Annotated in this window: 27 protein-coding genes and 1 tRNA gene; 10 read left to right on the plus strand and 18 right to left on the minus strand. The window is 33.5% G+C overall.

Going from position 1 to position 24,059, the window contains the following annotated elements; translation table 11 throughout:
* Positions 1-19: 19 nt before the first annotated feature.
* Genes mtgA through J2Y38_RS15765 form a run of 3 tightly spaced genes read left to right on the plus strand, consistent with a single transcriptional unit; the run spans position 20 to position 2,156 of the window.
* Positions 20-805: a monofunctional biosynthetic peptidoglycan transglycosylase gene (mtgA, locus tag J2Y38_RS15755; protein ID WP_309844303.1), complete on the plus strand. Its 786-nt coding sequence runs from the start codon at positions 20-22 to the stop codon at positions 803-805.
* Positions 795-1,751, plus strand: coding sequence for a lipid A deacylase LpxR family protein (locus tag J2Y38_RS15760; RefSeq protein WP_309844304.1), 957 nt, complete (start codon positions 795-797; stop codon positions 1,749-1,751). Before mtgA ends, J2Y38_RS15760 begins: the two co-directional genes overlap by 11 nt.
* An 18-nt stretch (positions 1,752-1,769) precedes the next feature.
* The gene (locus tag J2Y38_RS15765) at positions 1,770-2,156 is read left to right on the plus strand and encodes a superinfection immunity protein (RefSeq protein ID WP_309844306.1); all 387 of its coding nucleotides are present in this window, start codon (positions 1,770-1,772) and stop codon (positions 2,154-2,156) included.
* A 534-nt stretch (positions 2,157-2,690) separates the two neighbouring features.
* Here J2Y38_RS15765 and J2Y38_RS15770 read toward each other — a convergent pair.
* From J2Y38_RS15770 to J2Y38_RS15785, 4 genes are read right to left on the minus strand one after another with little or no spacing between them, the layout of a single operon-like run.
* Complete coding sequence (locus tag J2Y38_RS15770; protein WP_309844308.1) at positions 2,691-3,461, minus strand: DUF2185 domain-containing protein; 771 nt, start codon at positions 3,459-3,461, stop codon at positions 2,691-2,693.
* Positions 3,462-3,517: 56 nt separating this feature from the next.
* Positions 3,518-4,087 carry a hypothetical protein gene (locus J2Y38_RS15775; protein WP_309844310.1) on the minus strand — a complete coding sequence of 190 codons (570 nt, stop codon included), beginning with the start codon at positions 4,085-4,087 and terminating at the stop codon, positions 3,518-3,520.
* Between the two features lie 51 nt (positions 4,088-4,138).
* Positions 4,139-4,723, minus strand: coding sequence for an SMI1/KNR4 family protein (locus tag J2Y38_RS15780; protein ID WP_309844311.1), 585 nt, complete (start codon positions 4,721-4,723; stop codon positions 4,139-4,141).
* A gap of 28 nt (positions 4,724-4,751) precedes the next feature.
* Entirely contained in the window at positions 4,752-5,780 is a 1,029-nt protein-coding gene (locus J2Y38_RS15785) for an oxidoreductase (RefSeq protein WP_309844313.1), read from the minus strand.
* Between the two features lie 226 nt (positions 5,781-6,006).
* On the opposite strand from J2Y38_RS15785, the gene J2Y38_RS15790 reads away from it, so the two are divergent.
* Positions 6,007-6,183, plus strand: a complete 177-nt coding sequence (locus J2Y38_RS15790) for a hypothetical protein (RefSeq protein WP_309844317.1) — start codon at positions 6,007-6,009, stop codon at positions 6,181-6,183.
* A 206-nt stretch (positions 6,184-6,389) separates the two neighbouring features.
* On the opposite strand, the gene J2Y38_RS15795 is transcribed toward J2Y38_RS15790, so the two are convergent.
* Positions 6,390-6,463, minus strand: a tRNA-Ala gene (locus tag J2Y38_RS15795).
* A gap of 104 nt (positions 6,464-6,567) precedes the next feature.
* Here J2Y38_RS15795 and J2Y38_RS15800 point away from each other — a divergent pair.
* The 4 genes from J2Y38_RS15800 to J2Y38_RS15815 all read left to right on the plus strand — a co-directional run bounded on the left by J2Y38_RS15800 (position 6,568) and on the right by J2Y38_RS15815 (position 8,898).
* Positions 6,568-7,332, plus strand: a complete 765-nt coding sequence (locus tag J2Y38_RS15800; protein ID WP_309844318.1) for an enoyl-CoA hydratase/isomerase family protein — start codon at positions 6,568-6,570, stop codon at positions 7,330-7,332.
* Positions 7,333-7,421: 89 nt separating this feature from the next.
* Complete coding sequence (locus J2Y38_RS15805; protein ID WP_309844321.1) at positions 7,422-7,598, plus strand: hypothetical protein; 177 nt, start codon at positions 7,422-7,424, stop codon at positions 7,596-7,598.
* 32 nt (positions 7,599-7,630) lie between these two features.
* Positions 7,631-8,083, plus strand: a complete 453-nt coding sequence (locus tag J2Y38_RS15810) for a 6-carboxytetrahydropterin synthase (RefSeq protein ID WP_053473283.1) — start codon at positions 7,631-7,633, stop codon at positions 8,081-8,083.
* A 71-nt stretch (positions 8,084-8,154) separates the two neighbouring features.
* Complete coding sequence (locus tag J2Y38_RS15815; protein WP_309844324.1) at positions 8,155-8,898, plus strand: UDP-2,3-diacylglucosamine diphosphatase; 744 nt, start codon at positions 8,155-8,157, stop codon at positions 8,896-8,898.
* Here the strand turns inward: J2Y38_RS15815 and J2Y38_RS15820 are convergent, their stop codons facing one another.
* The 10 genes from J2Y38_RS15820 to J2Y38_RS15865 all read right to left on the minus strand — a co-directional run bounded on the left by J2Y38_RS15820 (position 8,899) and on the right by J2Y38_RS15865 (position 18,318).
* Positions 8,899-10,110 carry a cytochrome c3 family protein gene (locus J2Y38_RS15820; RefSeq protein WP_309844326.1) on the minus strand — a complete coding sequence of 404 codons (1,212 nt, stop codon included), beginning with the start codon at positions 10,108-10,110 and terminating at the stop codon, positions 8,899-8,901.
* 82 nt (positions 10,111-10,192) lie between these two features.
* Positions 10,193-10,549: a hypothetical protein gene (locus J2Y38_RS15825; RefSeq protein WP_053473280.1), complete on the minus strand. Its 357-nt coding sequence runs from the start codon at positions 10,547-10,549 to the stop codon at positions 10,193-10,195.
* A gap of 79 nt (positions 10,550-10,628) precedes the next feature.
* On the minus strand, positions 10,629-11,489 hold the full coding sequence (locus J2Y38_RS15830; protein WP_309844331.1) for a carboxypeptidase-like regulatory domain-containing protein: 861 nt from the start codon (positions 11,487-11,489) through the stop codon (positions 10,629-10,631).
* Positions 11,490-11,535: 46 nt separating this feature from the next.
* Complete coding sequence (locus tag J2Y38_RS15835) at positions 11,536-12,450, minus strand: alpha/beta hydrolase (RefSeq protein ID WP_309844333.1); 915 nt, start codon at positions 12,448-12,450, stop codon at positions 11,536-11,538.
* Positions 12,450-13,730: an MFS transporter gene (locus J2Y38_RS15840; RefSeq protein ID WP_309844334.1), complete on the minus strand. Its 1,281-nt coding sequence runs from the start codon at positions 13,728-13,730 to the stop codon at positions 12,450-12,452. Before J2Y38_RS15840 ends, J2Y38_RS15835 begins: the two co-directional genes overlap by 1 nt.
* Complete coding sequence (gene recJ / locus J2Y38_RS15845; protein WP_309844337.1) at positions 13,720-15,420, minus strand: single-stranded-DNA-specific exonuclease RecJ; 1,701 nt, start codon at positions 15,418-15,420, stop codon at positions 13,720-13,722. Before recJ ends, J2Y38_RS15840 begins: the two co-directional genes overlap by 11 nt.
* Before the next feature lie 16 nt (positions 15,421-15,436).
* Positions 15,437-15,931 carry a hypothetical protein gene (locus tag J2Y38_RS15850; protein ID WP_309844340.1) on the minus strand — a complete coding sequence of 165 codons (495 nt, stop codon included), beginning with the start codon at positions 15,929-15,931 and terminating at the stop codon, positions 15,437-15,439.
* A gap of 19 nt (positions 15,932-15,950) precedes the next feature.
* Positions 15,951-16,295 (minus strand): HopJ type III effector protein, encoded by a 345-nt coding sequence (locus J2Y38_RS15855; protein ID WP_256636226.1) that lies wholly within the window; start codon positions 16,293-16,295, stop codon positions 15,951-15,953.
* Positions 16,296-16,463: 168 nt separating this feature from the next.
* The gene (rsmI, locus tag J2Y38_RS15860) at positions 16,464-17,183 is read right to left on the minus strand and encodes a 16S rRNA (cytidine(1402)-2'-O)-methyltransferase (protein ID WP_309844343.1); all 720 of its coding nucleotides are present in this window, start codon (positions 17,181-17,183) and stop codon (positions 16,464-16,466) included.
* Between the two features lie 103 nt (positions 17,184-17,286).
* Positions 17,287-18,318 carry a hypothetical protein gene (locus J2Y38_RS15865; RefSeq protein WP_309844346.1) on the minus strand — a complete coding sequence of 344 codons (1,032 nt, stop codon included), beginning with the start codon at positions 18,316-18,318 and terminating at the stop codon, positions 17,287-17,289.
* A 245-nt stretch (positions 18,319-18,563) separates the two neighbouring features.
* On the opposite strand from J2Y38_RS15865, the gene J2Y38_RS15870 reads away from it, so the two are divergent.
* Positions 18,564-19,154: a thymidine kinase gene (locus J2Y38_RS15870; protein ID WP_053473446.1), complete on the plus strand. Its 591-nt coding sequence runs from the start codon at positions 18,564-18,566 to the stop codon at positions 19,152-19,154.
* A 47-nt stretch (positions 19,155-19,201) separates the two neighbouring features.
* Positions 19,202-19,621: a hypothetical protein gene (locus J2Y38_RS15875; protein WP_309844348.1), complete on the plus strand. Its 420-nt coding sequence runs from the start codon at positions 19,202-19,204 to the stop codon at positions 19,619-19,621.
* A gap of 394 nt (positions 19,622-20,015) precedes the next feature.
* On the opposite strand, the gene rpoN is transcribed toward J2Y38_RS15875, so the two are convergent.
* The 3 genes from rpoN to J2Y38_RS15890 form a co-directional block, all read right to left on the minus strand.
* Positions 20,016-21,476 carry an RNA polymerase factor sigma-54 gene (gene rpoN, locus J2Y38_RS15880; RefSeq protein ID WP_053473445.1) on the minus strand — a complete coding sequence of 487 codons (1,461 nt, stop codon included), beginning with the start codon at positions 21,474-21,476 and terminating at the stop codon, positions 20,016-20,018.
* Positions 21,477-21,626: 150 nt separating this feature from the next.
* Positions 21,627-23,072, minus strand: coding sequence for an asparagine--tRNA ligase (gene asnS, locus J2Y38_RS15885; RefSeq protein WP_309844351.1), 1,446 nt, complete (start codon positions 23,070-23,072; stop codon positions 21,627-21,629).
* Positions 23,073-23,428: 356 nt separating this feature from the next.
* On the minus strand, positions 23,429-23,959 hold the full coding sequence (locus J2Y38_RS15890) for a hypothetical protein (protein ID WP_309844353.1): 531 nt from the start codon (positions 23,957-23,959) through the stop codon (positions 23,429-23,431).
* Between the last annotated feature and the right edge of the window lie 100 nt (positions 23,960-24,059).

Raw genomic sequence — 24,059 nt, forward strand, 5'->3', positions numbered from 1 at the left:
AATTAGCAGATTTAATATAATGGCAGCAGCGAAGAAACCAGCACCAAAAAAAACAACAACCGGAAGTAAACCAAAACCAAAAACGTCTGGGAAGAAATCAAACCGTTCTTTTGGAGAAAAAGTAAAATGGTTTTTGATCAAAACTATGTTGTGGTTTTTCGGAATTTCGATAGGATCGGTTATCTTTTTTAAATACGTTCCCGTGCCTTTTACGCCTTTAATGCTTATTCGTGCCATCGAAAATAAAATGGACGGAAAAGAAGTTTATTTTGATCACGATTGGGAACCAATTGATAAAATCTCGATGAATTTACAAAAAGCAGTAATCGCAAGTGAAGACGGAACTTTTTTAACGCATAATGGTTTTGATTTTAAAGCATTGCAAAAAGCCTATAAAAGCAACGAACGCGGACGCAGAATTCGAGGTGGAAGTACAATTTCGCAACAAACGGCAAAAAATGTCTTTTTATGGCAGGGAAAAAGTTATTTCCGTAAAGGTCTTGAAGCTTATTTTACTGTTTTAATTGAGATTATTTGGGGTAAAGAACGTATTATGGAAGTTTACCTAAATAGTATCGAAATGGGCGATGGAGTTTACGGCGCGTATGCGGCGACAGAACATTGGTATCGTCGAGATGCTTCGAGTTTAACACCAATGCAGGCTGCGGGAATTGCGGCAATTTTACCAAATCCGAGAAAATTTAAAGCTACAGGTTCGTCAAGTTATATTAACAGAAGAAAAGAAAGAATTGTGCGCGAGATGCGTTACGTAGGGAAAATCAATTATAGCGGGGATGGGAAATAAAAAAGCATTTTTTGCTTTTCTGATTTTGACTTCAACGTTAACTTTTGGACAAGGAAAAACTAAAGAAATAGGTTTTATAACCGACAATGATTTATATACTTCGTCTAAAAACGACATGTATTATACCAATGGTTTGGAGATTTTTTATCGGTTTTTATCTAAGAATGAAAACGAGAAAATCAATAAAAAAATAACCGAATTCAGGATTGGGCAATATATCTACAATCCGAGATTTATTAATAAAGAAGCGGTTGATGTAAACGATCGTCCTTTTACGGGATATCTTTTTGCAGAAGCCGGAAAAAGCTTTTTCTACCAAAGTGAATCGGTTTTAAAAACGGATTTTCAATTGGGATATATGGGGCCGAATGCTTTTGGAGAAGAAACGCAGGAAGGTTTTCATAAACTTATTGGCTATAAAACAGTTTACGGGTGGGACAATCAGCTTCATAATGCTTTGGCGGTTCAGGCGCACGTTATGTATTCGAAGAAATTATTTCCATCGAAACATAACGATTTTATAGATCTTCATTTTCAGTCTGAAGCAAATTTGGGAACTATTTTTACAGGAGTTTCAACGGGATTTTTAACCCGAATTGGTTTTAAGAGACTGACTCCAATTTACGATTCCAATCTTCACGATGCTTCGGTAAGTGCAAATGCGCAGCCAAATATTAGAGAGTTTTATTTCTACGCCATGCCGAGCGTTAATTATCAGTTTTATGATGCCACAATCGAAGGAAGTATGTTTAATGATACAAGTCCGATAACTTTCGATTTGGTTCCGCTTCGTTTTAATGCCGAGTTTGGTTTAAAATACCGACACAATAACTTCAATATGTCGTATTCTTTTATTTATCGCGGAAGGGAATTAGAAGGCGATGTTAATGATACGAATACGGGGTACTTTTTTGGGTCGATTCGAATGGGGTTTTTGTTGAGGTAATATTTGCAGTTAAAATAAATGAAAAGAAAGAATATTTTTATTGTTACAGCTTTAATTTCTACCATATTTGTTCATGGTATGCAAATTGGTGAAAGCAGCCTTCCGTTCGAAAACAACGATATAACAGTTGGAAAATTAATGGCCGGAATGGTTGTTCTGTTTGTTTATTTTATACCAACAATAATTTGCTGGAAAAAGAGAAATAGTAAATATCTATTAATCTTAAATATACTTGTCGCCTGGACAATATTGGGGTGGTTCATTTGTTTTATTTGGGCTTTTAATATAAATCGTCAGCATGCAAAAATTGTTGTTGAAGAAAAAAGGAAAAGGAAAGAAGAAAAAAAGAAAATAAAGGAAGCGAAAATAATTGAGGAATTTAACAATGACAAAGCAGATGTTTAAATATCTCTCAAATTAATATAAAATAATGAACAACCGATTCATATATAAAATATTGTCCTTAATTTTTGCCCTTTTTTTTATTTATTGCATGGTACAGTTTGTTAGCACTAATGCCTTTGAAATTAGATATTTTAGAGGTTATGTAGATGTAAAACTTGTTGCAATAAGAATACTGATTCTTTCAGTCAGTTTATTTGGAGCATCACTTTTTTTCTTTATTGATAGGCAAAAAAATAAGTAATATTCTATTGCATTTAATTTGTACATGAGAATTACAAATTTGTGTTATCAAAATTTATAAAGTCCCTACGGGACAAAATGTATGCGTGTAATATTTTTTTCTACCGATATGTAACTCCTAACGGAGTTTTTAAAATTAGATTTTAATGATAGATATCATACACAAAATTCTACCAATATTTTCTGCCGATTTAATTGTTGCGAAATACTCCGTTAGGAGTTACATATCGGTAGATATAATGTAAACGCGTCCCAAAAAATATCCCGTAGGGATTATATTTACAGTTTCAAATGTTACAATGTTTGTAATTTTATATTTTTCCATGTATTGATTGCCCAATCGAAATCTTCTTCCTCATCAAAATAAAAAGCGGTTTGAAGTACTTCTTTATCAATTATAGTAAAACCAAAAAGTACATTATATATTTTTTCTTCGTCATTTTCTTGTATCAGATATCCTATTCTTGAAACTTGACTATCGGAAAATTCAAATTGATCTAATGTTTTAGAAAAAGTTTCATCTCGATTAGTAATATCATGTTTGCATTCCTCATAAAGTTCGTCTTTCTTTTTTTGTAAATTCCATATAATTAACCTAATAGATTTGTCTCCTGTTGTATAATATAAAGTTCCATCTTCTTCAATTGTTCTTTCAAAGAGGTTGTTGATTTCAATTGTCCATTCTTCTGTTAATTTGTGAGTAGTCATATAATCATCTTCCAAATCAAAATCAGTGACTTTATACCATCCAGAATCATCACTTAATCTTTCATAAACAGAACCAATTCCTTTTAATAAGATATCTTTAAGCGAAGGGTCAATTTTTAAAATGGTAGAAGGATTATATATGCCGCTGTTGTCAGGATTGTCAGTGTATTCTTCTGATTCAAATCCTGTAAAAACTCTCCAGCCGCTGTCTTCGGGACGTGTTCTTTTTTCACGATACAAAAATCGAGGTTTCATATTTTTGTCTAGAACCATTTTAGAAACCATAAGCCCTCCGATTGGAGGAAAGTCATCAAAATTATTCTCATTTTGAATTGATTTCTTTTTGAAAAATTTCATTTGATTATGTTTGAAGTATATAATAATAACTTAATTTAACGAAATACATAAATGCATTAATCCAAATTATCTAAATCCATTTCTTTCGCCATCTGATCCCATTTTTTGTTGAGAAAATCTTTCGTCTGTTCTATAAACTTCGGATTTACATCTTTCAAAGTCTGCGCTTTTGGACTCAATATCGCTTTTCCATCTTCAAAATAAATATAAACATGAACAGCATCATCTCCCCAAAAGAAAGGAAAAACAATTGCTTGGTTTTCTGTACTTTCAATCACGTATTTTTCCAAGCTTATGATAAAAGCAAACATGGGGATCATTTCTGTAAAATTCTGGCTGAAAAACATCATTCCCCAATGCCATTCTTCGGCAGCTTCATCATAATCTGAAAAAGCCATTGCTTCGGGATAATCAATCCAGCCGTCAATAACTTCTTCATTGGTATCATCGTTATAAGTACGCAGTAATTCTGGAGTTAATTCCATTTTTGAGTACATTTTGCGGCTGTTCCACCAATCGATCCAGTTTTTATTTAATTCCGGATCTTCGAGCGGGCTGTTTAAAAACTTTTCAAGCTGTGGTTTTGTGATTTTTACTTTACAATATAATGAGCTTAATTCAGACATGATCTAGATTTTCGTTTATTACTATTTTGATTAGAAAAATTAATTAATGGTTTAATCCCATCGGCTTAAATTTCCTTCGGCACGTTCAAAAAGTTCTTCCAGAACATCTTCTAAAGTTCTTTCCGAAATACCAGATTCCAGCAATTCAAGTAATTGATTCGCGGTATCGTCAATACTATCCTGATGGCAATAAATATTAGTGAAGTTTCCGTTTTTGTCGAAAATAATATATTCGCCGCTTTCATTAATATCTTCTTCTGACATTATCCAGCCAATACAAGGAAAAGTTTCGTTTATTTTTTGAGTCTGTTCTTCGGTAAGAAATTCATATTCCTGAAATTCTGGTCGGTCATTTCCCCAAAATGCAATAATCATATCGATAATTCCTGTAGAATTATTTGCAAGATTTGATCTTTTTTGAATTTGTTCCAAAAGATTTTCTGGAGAAAAAATGCTGAATATTTCATCAGATTCGATTCCGCCAACTGTTTTATAAAACGCAATTAATTCTTTTGGTAAAGGCTGCGAAAAATGAGCACTTAAGCTTTTTATTTCTTCGTCTGAAGCTGGAGACGATTCTTTTATTTCATCATATTCAAGTTCACAAGCAGCAATGCGTGTTTTTATTTGTTCCATATTTATTTCTAAAAATTAGTACTATTTATTAATGACGATTATCGCACTGCAGATAAATTTCTTCGTTTGATTTGTCGATAATTGAAATTCCCGGACATCCAAATGATTCATACAAAAAGCCAAAAACTACTTGTGGTTTGTCTTTAAAAAGTTTTCCTGTCCATTGGTTTGCATCGGGTCCATCTTCATAATTAAGCGGAGCAGGAGAGGTGCCTTCGCTTTGGCTGTAGAGTTTTTCGATAATAATATCTTTGGTTTTAGAATCGGCAACTAAAAGACGTCTGGCATAAATTATTTTATGATTATCGAGATAGTCTTGTAGAAAATAATTATAACTGTTTGTTTTAAATAAATAGGTATTGCCTGATACTGTGTTTTTTAATAAAGTGCGGTCTTCATTTTTCAATGTTTTAGCCGGATAGTCTTTTTTTGCAATTTTTTTCCATGCAATTGGCTTTAAACGTTCTTTTGAAAACGGATTTTCTTTACCAACATACACTAGAGCATCTCTATAATATTCGCTAAAACCGTTCAAGTATTTTTTATTGATTTCGAAGCCAATCATGTAATCATAGTTGTGATAAGGCCAATCTTCGCCAGAAGAATAACCGTTTAGCAACGCAGCCGTTTTTAGATTTTTTACGGCAAAAGAAGCTAGTTTGTTTTTGGCATAATCTAATACGAAAACAGAATCGTTTTCCGAGATATTGGTTTTAGATAAAAATCTTTTTCTGTAGATTTTATCAAACGTAAAATATTCAGCATTGTCTTTTCCAATTTTTTCAAGATTAGGCAAAGCAAGCGTATCTTTTTCGTCGCCAATTGGGTATATGTCCGAAAGAGAAACAAAAGCAATATCACTGCTGTCTTTAGGCATAATTGTAAATAAATTGATACTTTCTTTTCTGGGAGCAGAATCCTCTTGGATTGTGTCATTTTCTACCGTTGCAGTTTTGTCAATTGCGGGTATTTCTTTGTCTTCTATGGTTTTTTTATCGTTACAAGAAAAAAATAGTAAAGCTGTCGCGGCGAGTAATGTTTGTAATTTAATATTCATAAACGTGGTATTTAAATGTGCTTTTTAAGTTTATAATTGATTGTGATTACCGATTATAAATGTAAAAAAAGTTTTCACAAAACAAAAAGCTTTCTTTTCTGACCTCAATAGAAAAGATACCTTTTTCTAGCTTACGGGTTTAAAATGAAGTTCAAAAAATAATGCTTAACATTTTGATAATATGGCGTGTAGATTAAATCTTTACTTTTAATTAAAATTTAAGATTATGGAAATTAATTGGGTTGTAATAGGAGTTGTAGCCGTTTTGATTATTATTTTGGTTGTGCTGACAATTAGAAAAAATCAAAAGGAAAAAAAGAAACTTACCGATTTGCTGAATAATGATTTCAAAAAAGCAGAAAAAGACAGAGTTGATGCTGAAGATTCGGCGAATGAAAAGTAAATTATTTTAAGATATTGGATGCAGTTTGTCATTTCGACGAAAGGAGAAATCGCACTCGAAACTCTACAAAGATTAGCGATTAACTGTGTGGAAATACTAGTGCGATTTCTCCTTTCGTCGAAATGACAAGATTGCGCTGAAATGTTGGAGTTGGATAAAAAAATAAACCCTTGTAAAAACTGAATTTACAAGGGTTTTGTTTTTCGTGGAGAATATCGGATTCGAACCGATCACCTCTTGCCTGCCAGGCAAGCGCTCTAGCCAAATGAGCTAATCCCCCAAAGCGTTAACAAATAAAGTCAAATATTTATCAAAAAACAAATTTCGGAACCTATCAGACAAAATATTTTTCAAAACCGTAACTTTACATTTAAAAATATTTTTATGAGTTCAGAAAACACAAAAGGCTCTTTAGAGACTTCTTTTCAAGATACAATTGCCACAGTAGAATTTGGGCATCCTGCAAGTAATTCTTTTCCGCGTGCATTACTAGATCAATTAACAACAGTAATTAATGAGTTGAGCCGAAACGAGAATGTTTCGGTTATCATTTTAAAAAGTCAGGGCACAAAAGCTTTTTGTTCCGGAGCTTCATTTGATGAACTTTTACAAGTCGAAAATGAAGAACAAGGAACAGAATTTTTCTCTGGTTTTGCCCATTTGCTAAATGCAATGCGTAATTGCAATAAATTGATTATTGGCCGCGTTCAGGGAAAAGCAGTTGGCGGAGGTGTAGGTATTATTGCGGCTTGCGATTATACTTTTGCAACGTTACTAAGTGATGTGAAATTGTCGGAACTTGCTATCGGAATTGGACCTTTTGTGATCGAACCGGCAGTTTCCCGAAAAATTGGCAAAACAGCTATGACCGAAATGACATTGGCTCCCGAGCAATGGAAAACAGCTGACTGGGCTTTTCAGAAAGGACTATATTCTGTTTTATGTGATGCTGCCAATCTTGATAATGATGTTCAGAATTTTGCCCAAAAATTAAGTTCCTATAATCCGGACGCACTTCAGGAAATGAAAAAGATTATTTGGGAAGGCACAGAACATTGGGAATCTCTGTTAATTGAAAGAGCTTCAATAACAGGAAAATTAGTTTTGTCTGATTTTAGCAGAAATGCTTTGAGACAATTTAAAAAATAATTTTTGCTACAAATTAAAATGATTTTAATAATCCGATTAATCCTTTTAATCTGTGGCTAAATAAAAAATAACAATAAATATAAGCTTAAATGAAACTAATTTCATTATTGCAGAAAGTTGATGTTGCAGAGAAAATTAAAAACGCTCCAGACAGCGGTTATCAAATTGGAGTTTTGATTGGATCATTTATTCCATTCCTGTTTTTGGTAGGAATTGCTTACTGGATGTATATCAGAGCCAAAAAAAGAGACAAAAACGGTTATTAATTTGTAAATTTGCAACCTTAAATTAAAAATCGATGAGTAATATCAGAATTACAAAACAATTTAGTTTCGAAACCGGACATGCATTGTACGGTTACGACGGAAAATGCAAGAACGTTCACGGGCACAGTTATAAATTGTCGGTAACCGTTATTGGCTCGCCAATTACTGACAGGTCTAATGTGAAATTCGGAATGGTGATTGACTTTTCTGATCTAAAGAAAATTGTAAAAGAAGAAATCGTCGATCAGTTTGATCATGCAACTGTTTTTAACCAGACAACACCGCATGTCGAATTAGCAAATGAATTAAAAAACCGCGGACATCATGTAATTTTGGTTGATTATCAGCCAACAAGTGAAAACATGGTGGTAGATTTTGCAGAAAGAATCATCGCAAGACTTCCGTCTGGAATTTCTCTTTTCTCACTTAAACTTCAGGAAACAGAATCTTCATTTGCAGAATGGTACGCAAGTGATAATTTGTAAAAAAGTCAAAAGTCAAAAGTTTCTAAATTATAATCTAAGAAGTCTAAGATTCTAAATATCTAATAATCTAAATGAAAAAAATATATTTTGCTTCAGATCAACATTTTGGTGCGCCAACTCCCGAGTTGAGCCTGCCGCGTGAGCAAAAATTTGTGGCTTGGCTGGATAAAGTTAAAGAAGATGCCGAAGCTATTTTTTTATTAGGTGATTTATTTGATTTTTGGTTCGAATACAAAACTGTTGTTCCAAAAGGTTTTGTTCGTGTTTTAGGAAAACTGGCTGAAATTCGCGACAGCGGAATTCCGATTTATTTTTTCGTTGGGAATCATGATTTATGGATGAATGATTATTTTCAAACCGAATTAAATATCCCGGTTTACCACGACAATAAAGAATTTACGTTTAACGGAAAAACCTTTTTGATTGGTCACGGAGACGGAAAAGGTCCTGGCGACAAAGGGTATAAACGAATGAAAAAGGTATTTACAAATCCATTTTCAAAATGGTTGTTTCGCTGGCTTCATCCGGATGTTGGCGTAAGTTTAGCGCAATATTTATCAGTAAAAAACAAACTAATCTCTGGTGACGAAGACGTAAAGTTTTTAGGTGAAGAAAATGAATGGCTGGTTTTGTACGCCAAGCGTAAACTAGAAACCAAACATTACAATTATTTCATTTTCGGACATCGCCATTTACCTATGATTATTCCGGTAGGAGAAGATTCAAACTATGTAAATTTAGGAGACTGGATTGGTTATTTTACCTACGGAGTTTTTGACGGCGAAACTTTCGAACTTCAAAAATTTGAATCGTAATTACTTTTTATTGGCTGGATAAATTCCAATTTTGTGTGTTCTCAAGATATAATTCGAAAGTTGTTTGCTGTTTGAAAGCTGAAAGCTAATCGCATTCGACGATTTTTTCGGCATATGACATTCTACACAATTATCTGCCAATAATTTCTCAGGCATTGTTTTCAGTGTTTGTTCGTTGTGTTTTAAACCCTGATGACAAGTCATACAAATTTTAGAATACGATGCCATGTTTTTCGAAGCATTCTCATGCGGATTATGACATGTAATACAATCCATTTTTTCGCTGTTTATAAAACACTTGCTTTGCGCCATTAAACGAAACTGATTTCCGTGAACATCAAAATTGGCTGTATCATTAATACTTCTGGTTTCACGAAAAAACTCAGATAAATTATCTCCCGGTTTAAATTCAAAACGCGATTTCAATTTCATTCCGTCATTTCCGGCGTGACAAAGTGCACAGGCATCCAGTTTTTGCTGTCTGTTTAAAGTTTTAAAACTTGTAATGCTGTTAGCCACTTTTACATTTGGGTTTTTTAAATGAAAGTCAACATGTTTCTTTGCAGGACCATGGCAGCGTTCACAATCAATTCCGTAAACAATGGTTTTTTTATCGATAATATCTTCAACATCCATCGATAGAAAATTTTTCTCCTCAGAATTTTGATTCACACTTCTGCTGCTGGCATTTGATGCATGGCACGCATAACAATCCTTAACCACCATTCGATCAAAATAAGGTTTATCAGCAGGAAATCCTGGACTTGTAGCCCAGTTATGTATAGAATTGTAATAGGTAACAGGTAATTCGTAAGTGTTATTATTGCGCCAGTATACAGATGTTTGTGCATGTTTAGCGCCGAAAACAATTTCAAATCGATGCGCTTCGACTTCTTTTCCGTTTTTATACAAAACCTGATAAAGACTATCGTTGCGTTTTTCCATGACTAATTTGGTGTTTTTGTCATAAATAAAAGTATGATCGCCTTTGTCAAAATCGCCTAAAACATTTTCTGAAATTGCGGGAGCAGTAGCTTTAAAGTGAGAACTCTGCAATGCCATGTTGTATTGAACCTGATGACATTGAATACAGCTTTCAGAACCGGCATAGTCAGTTCCGCGCGGATCAATATATTCATCAGATTTGTTGCTGCAGTTCGTAAAGAAAACTGATAAAACAACAAGGGTAAAAAGAATGCCAATTTTTTTCATTGTTGTAAATATACTTTATTTTGAATACAATCAAAATATATTTGAATAATGAAAAAATGATGTTAAAATATTTAGAATGTTTCTAGTTTAAACCTGCTCCGTAAACATATTCATCTAATTCAATTTTAAATAAAGAACCTTCAACCAAATCTTTAATTGATTTTAATTCTGTCATAGAAACAGCAAGATCTATTGAATTGCAAGGTGTTTTTAATAAAAATTTATGGCAGGAATATTTCATTTCGCAAGCTTCGCAGCAAGTATTTTCCATCATACTGTCTTCGATTAAATCACAAAACTGATTCAATTCTGATAAACTAAAATAAAAGCCCGTTTCTTTAAAAACCAATTGTACTTTGTCCAGAATGGTTTGATTATTTTGTTTCCAGTAAAAGGCTATTCCAAAATTGTTATGATATATCTTCTCTATTTCTCTCATCGTAAATCCTTTTATTTCAACAAATATAAATATTATTTATATTAATTCTAAATAAAAAAATCATAAAAATGATAAAAAATTATTGACACATTGTGTTGAGGTAAAAAGTCAAACTCTGACCGCTTTTAGACCAGCTGCTCATGTTTCTTTCTCTGTAAAAACTAGTTTCTGTGGCTGATGCAGCTGTTGAGATAGAAAAGAATTTACTTTTTTCATCAGATTTAATACTTTCAACCCATTGAATAGTAACCGCAATATCCCCCATTTCTTTATCCAGGTAAACATCATAAGGTTTTAAATCGACCGTAAATAATCCAAGTTTGTTGTCTTTTACTTCAAAAATGATATCTTTTTCAATTAAGATTTTTGAAGGCAGACCATTCTCAACTTTATAGAAATTAAGTCTGAATTTAACCGATTTAAATTCATTTGAAGTAATGTTGAAATTAAGATCTTCGATTTTACAGTCTTTCTTTATTTTAAATTTCATCCCTCTTTCACGACTTAAACGATCATCAACCGTTTTGTCAAGCGCATAAAAAAAATTAAAATGCATAAGTCCAAGCCCTTTTGAACTTCGACCAAATTGTTTGGGTTTAGGTTCCTTAAACTTTATAACAACTTCTTTTAGAGTATTCTCAGAAGGAGCCATTGTTACAATTTTATAACTTGATAATTGATGGACCAGTATTTTTTTGGTTTCAAAACCAATGTGAGAGAAAACAATAGTATCATTTGGACTTACTTTCTCATTAAGTTTTAAAACAAAATTTCCTTTTCTGTCCGAAACTGTACCGACATTTTTGTCAGCAATTCCGATGTTTACATATTCTAAACTCGAATTGTTTTGAGAGTCTTTTATTTCGCCTGAAACTATATTTTCCTGTGCATAAATTACTAAAGATAAAAAGAGAAAAAATAGAGTAGTGGTATATTTCATTCGGTTATTTTTAAATAAAGAAATGAAATAAGCTTAAAACTGAACTCTACTTTATCCAATTTTTAACATTTGAAAGAAATTCATTTTGTTGATCTACAAATAAATAATGAGAGCAATTATCTAAGAAAGCAAAATGATTTTTGCCAACAATCCCTTTAATTGAAGTAATTTGCGCCGAAGAGAAAATGCCATCATCTTTTCCGTAAATAGCGTAAATTGGAACTCCTTTGGCTTTAATTTTCTTTAAAAAAGGCCTGCTGTCGATGTTGTTTTGTTTTTCATTTTGGTAAAAAAGCAAAGGCGCATTTTTGTTCCGAATGTTGGTTTTAAAAAATTCTCCGGCTTCATAATCGGCATATAATTTTTTTGATGCCTTGGTGGGTTTTGGCATTTTAAAATAGTTTTCATCACTTGCGAGATCAAAACAATGCTTTCTATATCCGGCAGAATTTTTATCTAGTTTTTCTATGTAAGCTATTTTATTTAGTGTTTTAGAATCGCCGTCATGAATTTTCTTTATAGAATTTAAAATATGATCGTAAGTTTCCTGCTGAGAAAATAATGCTCCAGCCAAAACCAAAGCGCTGACATTCTGAGGATATTTATTTGTATAAAGCGTCGCAACTAAACCGCCAAAACTGTGGCTAAGTAAAACCGCTTTTTTTAAATGGTATTTTTTATAGATTGAATTTAAATCCTGAAAAGCTTCTTCATAAGTAAACCTCGCATCAGGATCTGCAGATCTTCCTTCGCCTCTTCGGTCGTATGCAATAACATAAAAACCTTTATCAGCCAGATTTTGAGCTGTTGTTCCTTCAAATAAAGTTGCGTTGCCGCTTGGGCCTCCATGAATAAAAATTAGCGGTTTATTCTTTTCGTTTCCATATGTTTTGATATAAAGATTTTGTCCATTCATTAAAATGGATTTAATCAAAAAGATGGTCAATAGTAATTGTTTCATTACTCCTGATTATGATGATCATCCATATCTTTTTTAAGATCTAGATTTCTAAAGGTAGGTGATATAAAACCAAAACCTAAAACAGTCAAAAGTGTAATACTTCCGCCAAAAACTACCGAAGTAACAGTTCCCATCAATTTTGCAGTTGCACCACTTTCAAAAGCACCTAATTCATTAGAAGATCCAACAAAAATTGAATTTACAGCACCAACACGTCCGCGCATATGATCGGGAGTTTTAAGCTGTAAAATGGTTTGGCGAATAACTACAGAAATTCCGTCAGCAAGTCCGCTTAAAAATAAAGCAAAAACCGAAAGCCAGAGCGACGTAGAAAGACCAAATAAGATGATCGATAATCCGAAAACAAATATGGCGACTAAAAGTTTCTTTCCTGCATTTTTGTATAAAGGCACATAAGCAGAAACGAGCATTGTAATAAAAGATCCAACTGCAGGCGCGGCTCTTAATATTCCAAATCCTTCAGGACCTACTTTTAAAATATCCTGCGCAAAAACGGGTAATAATGCTACTGCGCCTCCAAAAAGTACAGCAATCATATCAAGCGATAAAGCACCTAAAACAATTTGATTTTTAAAAACAAAAGTTAAACCTTCTGTAAGACTGTCTTTTATCGATTCTCCAATCTTCGGATTTATGATTGGTTTTGTACTGATTTGTGATAAAGCAACTAATGAAAGAAGAGAAAATCCGAAAACCAGACACATTGACCAGTGAACACCAATCCAGTTGATTGAGAATCCAGCCAATGCTGGCCCCATCACGGCCCCGATTTGCCAAACCGAACTACTCCACGTTGCAGCATTTGGATATGCTTTTTTAGGAATAATTAATGATAAAAGAGAGAAAATAGTTGGGCCAAGAAAAGCTCTAACTAATCCGCCTAAAAAGACTAAAGTATAAATGGAATATAAAATAACAGTTGGAGACCAATCGCCCACAACTTTTGGCCAAGTCAGTAAAAACAATCCAAAACTAATTACCGAAAATCCGAGAATACATTTTACCAGCAATCCTTTCTTTTCTTTTTGATCTACAATATGTCCCGCAAATAATGCCATCGAAACAGCTGGAATAACCTCCATTAAACCAATAATTCCCAGCGAAAGCGGATTTTTAGTTAAACTGTAAACTTCCCATTCTATCACGATAAACTGCATTGCCCAGGCAAAAACCATGCAGAAACGAAGTAATAAAAATACGTTGAATTCTCTGTAACGAAGTGCCTGATACGGATCTGGCTTGTTTGATTTAGTTGTCATTTGTTCTAATGTCTTTCAGCATAAGCTGTGTTGAAATAGTTCCGTTCCATTCGTTTTCGGCAATTGTATAAGCCAATTGAAACAGATTTTGATTTTGTGCTATATTGAGTTTCTTTCCGAGTCCGAAGCCAATGGCAGCAATTCCGTCGGAATTAGATTGTTTAACGAAAAGTCTTAAATGTTCTTCTTCAGCGCCCAGTGTTTTAGCGTAACCTGTATCTTTTATATCTGAAGTCATAAAAACCGGCGTCATATTCTGCGGACCAAATGGCTCAAATTGTTTTAAAATCCGAATCAGTTTTGGTGTAATATCGGAGAAATTTATTTCAGCATCAATTTCTATTTCCGGAGTTCGCATTTCAGGTAAAATAGTTTCCTGTACACATTTCTCAAAAGCTTCTTTAAAAAGCTGATAATTTTCGGCTTTTAAAGTCATTCCGGCGGCATACATATGACCTCCAAATTGTTCCAAATGTTGGGAACACGCATCGAGTGCATTATAAACATCAAACCCTTTTACAGATCGGGCAGAGGCGGCATATTTATCTCCGCTTTTAGTAAAAACCAAAGTCGGACGATAATAGGTTTCAATTAATCTCGAAGCCACAATCCCAATCACGCCTTTGTGCCAGTCTTCCTGAAAAACAACAGTAGAAAAACGTTCTTCTTCTTTATTTTCCAGAATTTGCTGAAACGCTTCTTTCGTGATTTTTTTATCTAAATCCTTTCGGTCTGCGTTGTATTGTTCAATTTCTGAGGCGAATTGTTGTGCTTGCTCAAAATCAAATTCGGTTAATAATTCAACTGCATGATTTCCATGTTTGATTCTTCCGGCAGCATTAATTCGGGGAGAAATAATAAAAACAACATCGGTAATATCTAAAACTTTCTTTTTTACCTGATGAACCAGAGCTTTAATTCCCGGTCTTGGTTCGCTATTAATTACTTTTAAACCGAAATATGCCAAAACACGATTTTCTCCTGTTATCGGAACAATGTCTGCAGCAATTGCCGTAGCCACCAAATCCAGATAGGGAACCAAATCTTCGATAGTTTCATTTCGATTTTGACCTAAAGCCTGAATCAATTTAAAACCAACTCCGCAGCCGCATAATTCATCATACGGATAGGAACAATCTTCTCTTTTTGGATCTAAAATCGCAACCGCATCCGGAAGAAATTCTCCAGGTCTGTGGTGATCGCAAATAATGAAATCTATGTTTTTTGCTTTCGCGTAAGCAATATGATCGATTGATTTTATTCCGCAGTCGAGCGCGATAATCAATGAAATTCCGTTATCGTCTGCATAGTCAATTCCTTTATACGAAATACCATAACCTTCGTCATAGCGATCCGGAATGTAAGTGGCAATATGAGAATAGTGCGATTTTAAATAAGAGGAAACTAAAGAAACTGCTGTTGTTCCGTCAACATCATAATCGCCAAAAACTAATATGTTTTCCTGATTTTCAATTGCCTTTTCTATTCGGGCAACAGCTTTGTCCATATCTTTCATCAAGTATGGATCGTGAAGATGTTCTAATGACGGACGAAAGAAATTCTTGGCATCTTCAAATGTATCAATGCCACGCTGAATCAAAAGTGTTGCTACAAAATCTTCTACATTTAGGGCTTGCGCCAAATGTTTGATTTTATCTTCAGAAGGTTTTGGTTTTATGGTCCAACGCATTTTTTAATTGTAGATTTTAGACTTCAGATTTTAGGTTCTCAAAACTGGCGTTTATTAAAACTATTAAATCTTCAGGATTTTTATTTTGACTTTTGAAATTGTGAAATTCATTGTTTATTGATATGTCTAACGCTTTTCCATTGCTAATTTTAATTATATATGGAAATCCTTTTCGTTTAGAAACGTTTAGTAACATATGTGAAAGATATTCTCCGTTATCTTCATTTCTAATTCGTTTACCTTCAAGAAAAACTGGTTCAATGTCATTAGTGAGATTTGGAAGAATATTTTTTTCGATATAATGATGATTGTTTTTTCGATTGTTGTAACAAAAGAATTTTTTTCCTTCGATCGATATTAAATAATTGCTATATCTTTTTTTGAATCCTTTTTTTTGAAAAAATTCAAATATCAAATAAATCAGAATTACAGGAAAGAATAATATACACAAAGGAATGCCAATTATAAGCAGAAATATTATAATTGGGATTTCTTTTAATCTTTCCTTCATTTTAAAAAGGTATTAGTGTTTATTTCAGTTCCAAGGCATTTCCTTCAAACTTAATTCCGTCCCAGCCTAAGTTGATGAAATTTCTAATATTTTGGTGATTTGTTCCGTTTGGATCTCCTAAAACTTCTTCAAAATAGAAAGCTCCAAAACACGCTAAAGTTTCTTCTTTGCTTAAGTTTTGCAGTTTTGCAAAAGAAAATAATTTACAAGAACCTGAATTTTCTCCGGCAGCATTATGCTGTGTTCCGTTTTGAAAAGCAGTTGGCGTAAAGTTGTAATTTTCTTCGATTACTGCAATAGTTTCAGGAAATGTTATTTGAGTTGGAGTTTGTTTTACTTTTTCTAAAAAGGCTTGTATGCTCATGATGATTATGTTTGATTTTTTTGCCACAGATAAAAAGGATTAAAAAGATTTTTTTTGCCACAAATTGCACGAATTTCCACTAATTTAATTCGTGATAATTGGTGTAATTCGTGGCAAGCATAAATATAATCTGTGTTAATCTGTGAAATCTGTGGCTAATATTGTTTTTTATTCTTCTTCGTCTTTAGAAAATTTACTTTTCTTCGGTTCTTTTGTTATTGTTTTTCCGGCAACGACCACGACAATTTCGCCTCGCGGTGCTGTTTTTTCAAAATGTGCCAGAACTTCTTTGGCAGTTCCGCGTACATTTTCTTCGTGTAATTTTGATAATTCTCTCGAAACACAAACTTGTCGGTCTTCTCCAAAATATTGAATAAATTCACTTAAAGTTTTGACTAATTTATGCGGAGAAACATATAAAATCATCGTTCGGGTTTCTTCGGCTAAAGCCAAAAATCGAGTCTGACGTCCTTTTTTATCAGGCAGGAAACCTTCAAAAATAAATTTATCATTTGGGAGTCCGCTGTTTACAAGAGCCGGAACAAAAGCCGTTGCCCCAGGTAAACATTCAACTTCAATTTTATTTTCGACACAAGCGCGGGTTAACAAAAATCCCGGATCTGAAATTGCCGGAGTTCCTGCGTCTGAAATTAAAGCGATGGTTTCGCCGGCTTTTAAACGTGCAATTAAATTTTCGGTTGTTTTGTGCTCGTTGTGCATATGATGGCTGTGCATGTGCGTGCCAATTTCAAAATGCTTTAGCAGTTTTCCGCTTGTTCGGGTGTCCTCAGCCAAAATCAAATCGACTTCTTTCAAAACCCGAATGGCTCTAAAAGTCATGTCTTCAAGATTGCCAATTGGCGTTGGAACGATATATAATTTTGACATATTAAGTTTAATAATTTAAACACGAATTGGCGCAGATTATAAATGCTAATAAAATTTCAAAAAGAAAAAATTCGTGTTAATTCGTGTAATCTGTGTTTTATTTCTAAGCGAATTTTTTTTCAATAATTCCAAGGAAACGTTCTGCATAATCGTCTTTTCCTTCCCAATTATTATAATCCGGTTTTACCATGTTTTCGATAAAATCCTTTGCTTCTACATAAGAATCAAAAGTTAATAATTGGTTTAAAACGCGACTGTAATCTTCTGTACTGTTTCCGAAAAGATTTTTTGTAAAAGCGATTCTATCGTTCAAATCAATATGAAAACCTTTTGCCAATTTTTCGTTTAAAGAAACTGATTTTGGTTCTTTCGGAGTTTCTAAAACCGGGATTTCAATATTCTTTTTCTCTTTTAAATCATTGTTTGAAGAAGAAACAGGCTCAAAACTGTCCACTTTTACAAATTGTGCATCAGCATAATTAATTCCGAAATCCTCAAATGCAATTGGAATTGGAGTTCCTTTTGATTCTGTTTTAGGTTCTTCTTTAATTTCTTCTGTATCTAACTCAAAAGCAGGTTTGAAATCCGGAATTGGTTTTAAATTATTTACAGTCGTAAACGAAAGTTCTTCAAGATTGTTTTTTGAATCTTCTGCCTCTTCAACTTCTTCTACAACTTCTGGCTGAGGAATTTCTGCAGCAATTGGCTCTTCTATTTTTTCTTCAACAGGTATTGCAGCTGTTTCTTCAACGGCTTCTGTAACTGGCTCTTCTGGAATTTCCGCTGTTATATCTTCGATAATCGCAGGTTCAGGAGTTTCTTCTTCTTTAATTTCTTCCACAACTGGAACTTCAACAGTTTCTTCAGCTTTAACTTCTTCAACAATAGCCGGAGCAGTAATAGTTTCTGTTGGAACTTCTTCTTTTTCAAAAATAGCTTCAATTTCAGAACTAATTTCGCTGTGGCTAATTGTTGGTTTTACTTCGTCAAAATTTTCATCGACAAATTTTAAAATCGCTAATTTCTCGTATAATTTCTGAGTTTCAAGATATAATTGATTGATATCGGATTTATTTTTAAGTTTTAAAATTCGATGTGCAATGCTGATTAAATCGGCTTCCAATTTTTTTTTCATAACTGTTGAAATTATAGTGAATAAGGTATTTTAGTGTATTTGATGCTTGAATGTCTTTATTCTTAAGGAAAACGGACAGATATTTTAAAGATATTTTTTATTTCTGTTAATAAGCGTCTGCCAATCCCTGATTTGATAAAAATTTTCTACTTTTGAAAAAATGTAAAACAGCACATTTTTACGTCGATTTATTACCAGTACAAAGTAATAAAAACTATTCATTTTTAAAGGCAGAAAAATACAAAATGTTTCTCGAAAATACAGTAAATCACAAAGAACAATTTGGTTGGATTGAAGTTATTTGTGGATCAATGTTTTCGGGTAAAACCGAGGAATTAATCCGCAGATTAAAACGCGCCCAGTTTGCCAAACAAAGAGTCGAAATTTTTAAACCCGCAATTGATACCCGATATCATGACGAATTGGTGGTATCTCACGATGCCAACGAAATTCGTTCTACGCCAGTTCCGGCTGCAGCCAATATTGCTATTTTAGCACAAGGCTGTGACGTTATAGGTATTGACGAAGCTCAGTTTTTTGATGATGAAATTGTTACAGTTTGTAATGATCTTGCTAATCAGGGAATTCGTGTGATAGTTGCAGGTCTTGATATGGATTTTAAAGGAAATCCTTTTGGACCAATGCCGGCACTTATGGCTACTGCCGAATATGTAACGAAAGTTCACGCCGTTTGCACCAGAACCGGAAATCTTGCGAATTATAGTTTTCGTAAAACGGATAATGATAAATTGGTAATGCTTGGCGAAACCGAAGAATATGAGCCGCTGAGTCGGGCAGCCTATTTTAAAGCGATGAAAAAAAACCAGGAAAAATAAATCTAAATTCTATTTAACTTTAATAACCAATACAAGAAAAGCAGAGTATGAGAAAACAGAATATCTTACTATTAGTTGTGATTGGAATTGCGGTGGCTTTAGCTGTTTTTTTTCAATTTTTTCTTTCTGAAAAAGCAGATGAGGTAAGCACTGAAATAACAGAATTAGTTGAAAAATATAATAAAAGCTGTCCGTTAAAAATTCAGGAAGGCATTCGTTTAGACAGTGTTAGTTTACATGAAGAAAGAGTTGTTCAGTATAATTTGACATTGTTGAACGTAGCAAAAGGAACTGCCGAAGTTAATGTTATACAGGACGAAATTGAGAAAAGTCTTTTAAGTACAGCAAAAGCAAATCCGGGACTTCAGGTTTTTAGAGATAACGATTATACTTTGATTTATAGTTATAGTGACAAAAAGAAAGGATTTTTGTTTACGGTGAAAATTTTACCGGATCAATATAAATAATTTAAACTTTTACAAGTTGATAAACCCGACAGATTTTTAAAATCTGCCGGGTTTTTTGTTTTTAAAAGAACTTATTCATTCCGTAGGAATGTTTCATTGGTAGAAAAATATTTGGTTTGTGACGTATACGTTCCATTGGAACGTTTGATTAATCGAATGATGAATATCTTAATTAATGTAAACTGGACTGAAGTCCAGCTCTACAAAATAATTCGTTCCTTCGGAACTTTGAAAGAGCCTTCGGCTCGATCCATATTGTAGAGATGGACTTCAGTCCAGTTTAGTAATGAATATGCTATGGGAAAAAAATAAAAGGCCCAATAAACTTTGGTTTATTGGGCCTTTTATTTTAAAATGAACTTATATTTCTTATATGGTTTATAAAAAGAAAAGCTTAAATTTTCTTTCTCATTCTCGCTACCGGAATATCAAGTTGTTCGCGGTATTTTGCAATGGTTCTTCTCGCAATTGGATATCCTTTTTCTTTTAAGATTTCGGCCAATTGATCGTCTGGAAGCGGTTTCTTTTTATCTTCTTCTTCAATGGTATTCTTAAGAATCTTTTTGATTTCTAAAGTCGAAACATCTTCACCCTGATCATTTTTCATCGCTTCAGAGAAAAATTCTTTAATCAGTTTTGTCCCGTATGGCGTTTCCACATATTTACTGTTTGCAACACGTGAAATCGTAGATATATCCAAACCAACCATATCGGCAATATCTTTTAAGATCATTGGTTTTAGTTTGGTTTCGTCGCCGTCTAGGAAAAATTCTTCCTGATAATGCATAATCGCATTCATCGTTACAAAAAGTGTTTCCTGACGCTGTCTAATCGCATCGATAAACCATTTAGCCGAATCCAATTTTTGTTTGATAAACTGAACCGCATCTTTCTGTGCCGTCGATTTATCACGAGAATCTTTATACGTCTGCATCATTTCCTGATAATCTTTAGAAACGTGCAGGGAAGGAGCATTTCGTCCGTTTAATGTAAGCTCTAATTCGCCATCCACAATTCTGATCGCGAAATCAGGAACCACATTTTCAGTTACTTTATTATTTCCTGTAAAAGAGCCGCCCGGTTTTGGGTTTAGTCTTTCAATTTCGTGAATCGCTTTTTTAAGCTGTTCGTTCGAAACGCTGTATTTCTGTAATAATTTATCGTAATGCTTTTTCGTAAAAGCATCAAACTGATTTTCGATAATATCAATCGCTAAATCAACATATTCGGTTGGCGTTTTGTGCTTTAATTGCAGTAATAAACATTCCTGTAAATCACGCGCTCCAACTCCCGAAGGTTCCAATTCATGAATTACATGAAGCATTTTTTCGACCATTGCTTCATCAGTATAAATTCCCTGAGTAAAAGCCATGTCGTCTACAATATCCGGAACACTTCTGCGGATGTAACCCATATCATCAATACTTCCAACAAGGAATTCGGCGATTTCGCGTTCTTCATCGTTCAAAATAAAAGTATTCAGCTGATTGATTAAATCCTGATGAAAACTAATTGGCGAAGCAAAAGGCGTTTCGCGTTCTTCATCATCACTATAATTGTTAACCTGAGTTTTGTAATCTGGAGTATCGTCGTCGCTTAAGTATTCGTCAATATTAATGTCGTCTGCTTCGATTCTGTCCGATTCTGCATCATCATAATCGTCGTAGTCTTCATTTGCGAATTCATCCGCTTCGTATTCTTCTTCTTTTCCAGCTTCAAGAGCCGGATTTTCGTTCATTTCTTCTAATAAACGCTGTTCAAAAGCTTGCGTAGGCAATTGAATTAACTTCATCAGCTGAATTTGCTGTGGAGATAATTTTTGGGATAATTTTAAATTTAAAAATTGCTTTAGCATTTGTTTTTGTTAAAAGTTTCAAGTTTCAAGTTTCAGGTTGCAGGACGTGCCACAACTTAAAACTTGGAACCTGAAACAAATATTATTATTTTAGTTCACGCTCCAAATAACTTGAAACCTGAAACCTGAAACTTTTTTAAACTAAATCGATTAAAACTCAGCGCTTCCAGGAGTTCTTGGGAAAGGAATTACGTCTCTAATGTTTGTCATTCCAGTTACAAACAATACCAAACGCTCAAATCCTAAACCGAAACCTGCGTGAGTTGCAGAACCAAATCTTCTGGTGTCTAAATACCAGTATAATTCTTCTTCGTCAATTTCTAAGGCTTTCATTTTTTCAACCAAAACATCGTAACGCTCTTCTCTTTCAGAACCACCAACGATTTCTCCAATTCCAGGGAAAAGGATGTCCATTGCACGAACCGTTTCTCTTCCTGGCTCTGTGTTGTCGTTCAAACGCATGTAAAACGCTTTAATGTTTGCCGGGTAATCAAATAAAATTACCGGACATTTAAAGTGTTTTTCTACTAAATAACGCTCGTGTTCTGACTGTAAGTCAGCTCCCCATTCGTTGATGATATATTGGAATTTTTTCTTTTTATTTGGAGTTGAATCTCTTAAAATATCAATTGCTTCTGTATAAGAAACACGTTTGAAGTTGTTCTCTAAAACAAAGTTCAATTTCTCTAACAAAGCCATTTCGCTTCTTTCTGCCTGTGGTTTTGATTTTTCTTCTTCTAAAAGTCTTCCTTCTAAGAAAGCTAAATCGTCTTTACAATTGTCTAAAGCATATTTAATTACATACTGAATAAAATCTTCAGCCAAATCCATGTTGTCATCAAGATCGTTGAAAGCAACTTCTGGCTCGATCATCCAAAACTCTGCCAAGTGACGAGAAGTGTTAGAGTTTTCAGCTCTAAAAGTTGGTCCAAAAGTATAAATCTGACCCAAAGCCATAGCAAAGGTTTCACCTTCTAATTGTCCAGAAACCGTCAAGTTCGTATGTTTTCCGAAGAAATCTTTTTTGAAATCAATATTTCCTTCTTCATTTTTTGGAAGATTGTCAAGTGGTAAAGATGTTACCTGAAACATTTCTCCAGCACCTTCAGCATCAGCTCCGGTAATAATTGGCGTATTTACGTAAACAAAACCTTTGTCTTGAAAATATTTGTGAACTGCATAAGACAATACCGAACGCACACGCATAATTGCTCCAAAAGCATTAGTACGTACACGTAAATGTGCATTTGTACGTAAAAATTCTAAAGTATGTTTTTTAGGCTGCATTGGGAATTTTTCAGGATCAGAATCCCCAAGAATTTCCAATTTTGTAACCTGAATTTCGTATTTCTGACCTGCACCTTTACTTTCAACCAAAGTTCCAAATACAGAAACTGCAGCTCCAGTCGTGATTCTTTTTAAAGTCTCTTCCGGTGTATTTTCAAAATCAACAACACATTGTATATTATTAATGGTAGAACCGTCATTAAGCGCGATGAACTGATTATTTCTAAAAGTTCTCACCCATCCTTTTGCATTCACTTCCTGTAGCGTCGTCGTACTGTTTAATAAGTCTTTAACCTTTGTGTGTTTCATTTTAATTTTAGATTTTAGATTGCTGATTTTAGTTTAAAATAAAATCAGTGTTTTTTATATCGAATTGCAAATATAAACGATAATAATTAATTTTTGAAGCTGTTTCCTGCTATCCGCTATATCTTTTTCTTGCTAAAGGAGCAAGAAAAAGGATGCCGCTTCTATCAGGGCTAGGGCACTCAGTTGCATGAGACCTTTTTTATTTCTTAATTTTTGTCATTGCGAGGAACGAAGCAACCTCACTACGATAAAAGATAAGACTTGATTTAATAAATGAGATTGATTCGCCAGTTCGCTATCTCGTGTGCTACGTTTCTGGGAATAACAAACCTTAAATATAAATCTGGATAATTATTTTATTGTATTAGATTTCGTTTTTTCTCGTTTTTTCGAAATTTATTTGTCAAATAAATAAAGATAATAGATCCTAAAATAGATAGGATAGCATTAAAATAGTTAAACGATTCATTAATTTGTTTTAAATTTTCAGAATCATTAATCTTTATGGATTTAAAAAAAAGTTCTTTTTTTGACTTACTATAGCTGCTGATTTTTGAGTAAACAAAAATATAAGTTATGCCGTTTAAAAATAAAATTTGGCTTTCTCCGATTTCTTCTTCGGAGGTATTTCCTTTAAAATTCAATTTGTAAGCTAAAAAAGTATTGAGTTTTATTTCAGATGAATCTTTAAGAAATAAACCTTTTTTTGCCATGCTTTTAATCTGATAATCTATTTTAACCTTGTAGCTTTTCTTTAATTCATTTAGATCTTTAGGGCTTTCTTCACTTAATGTGTCATTTTGAATAACACCTACTCTCATTACTAAAAAAAAATCTTCTTTTGAATTTACATAATATACTTTTGCCTTCGCATTTTGCTGATTCATTTCAGAGATCTCTGGTTTACCAGGAAAGGTAACCGTAATGTTTTTATCAATTTTAGTTTGACTAAAAAAGGTAAAAGAATTTAGCAATAAAATATAGAAA

This window comes from Flavobacterium sp. 2755 (assembly GCF_031455715.1).
Taxonomy (GTDB): Bacteria; Bacteroidota; Bacteroidia; order Flavobacteriales; family Flavobacteriaceae; genus Flavobacterium.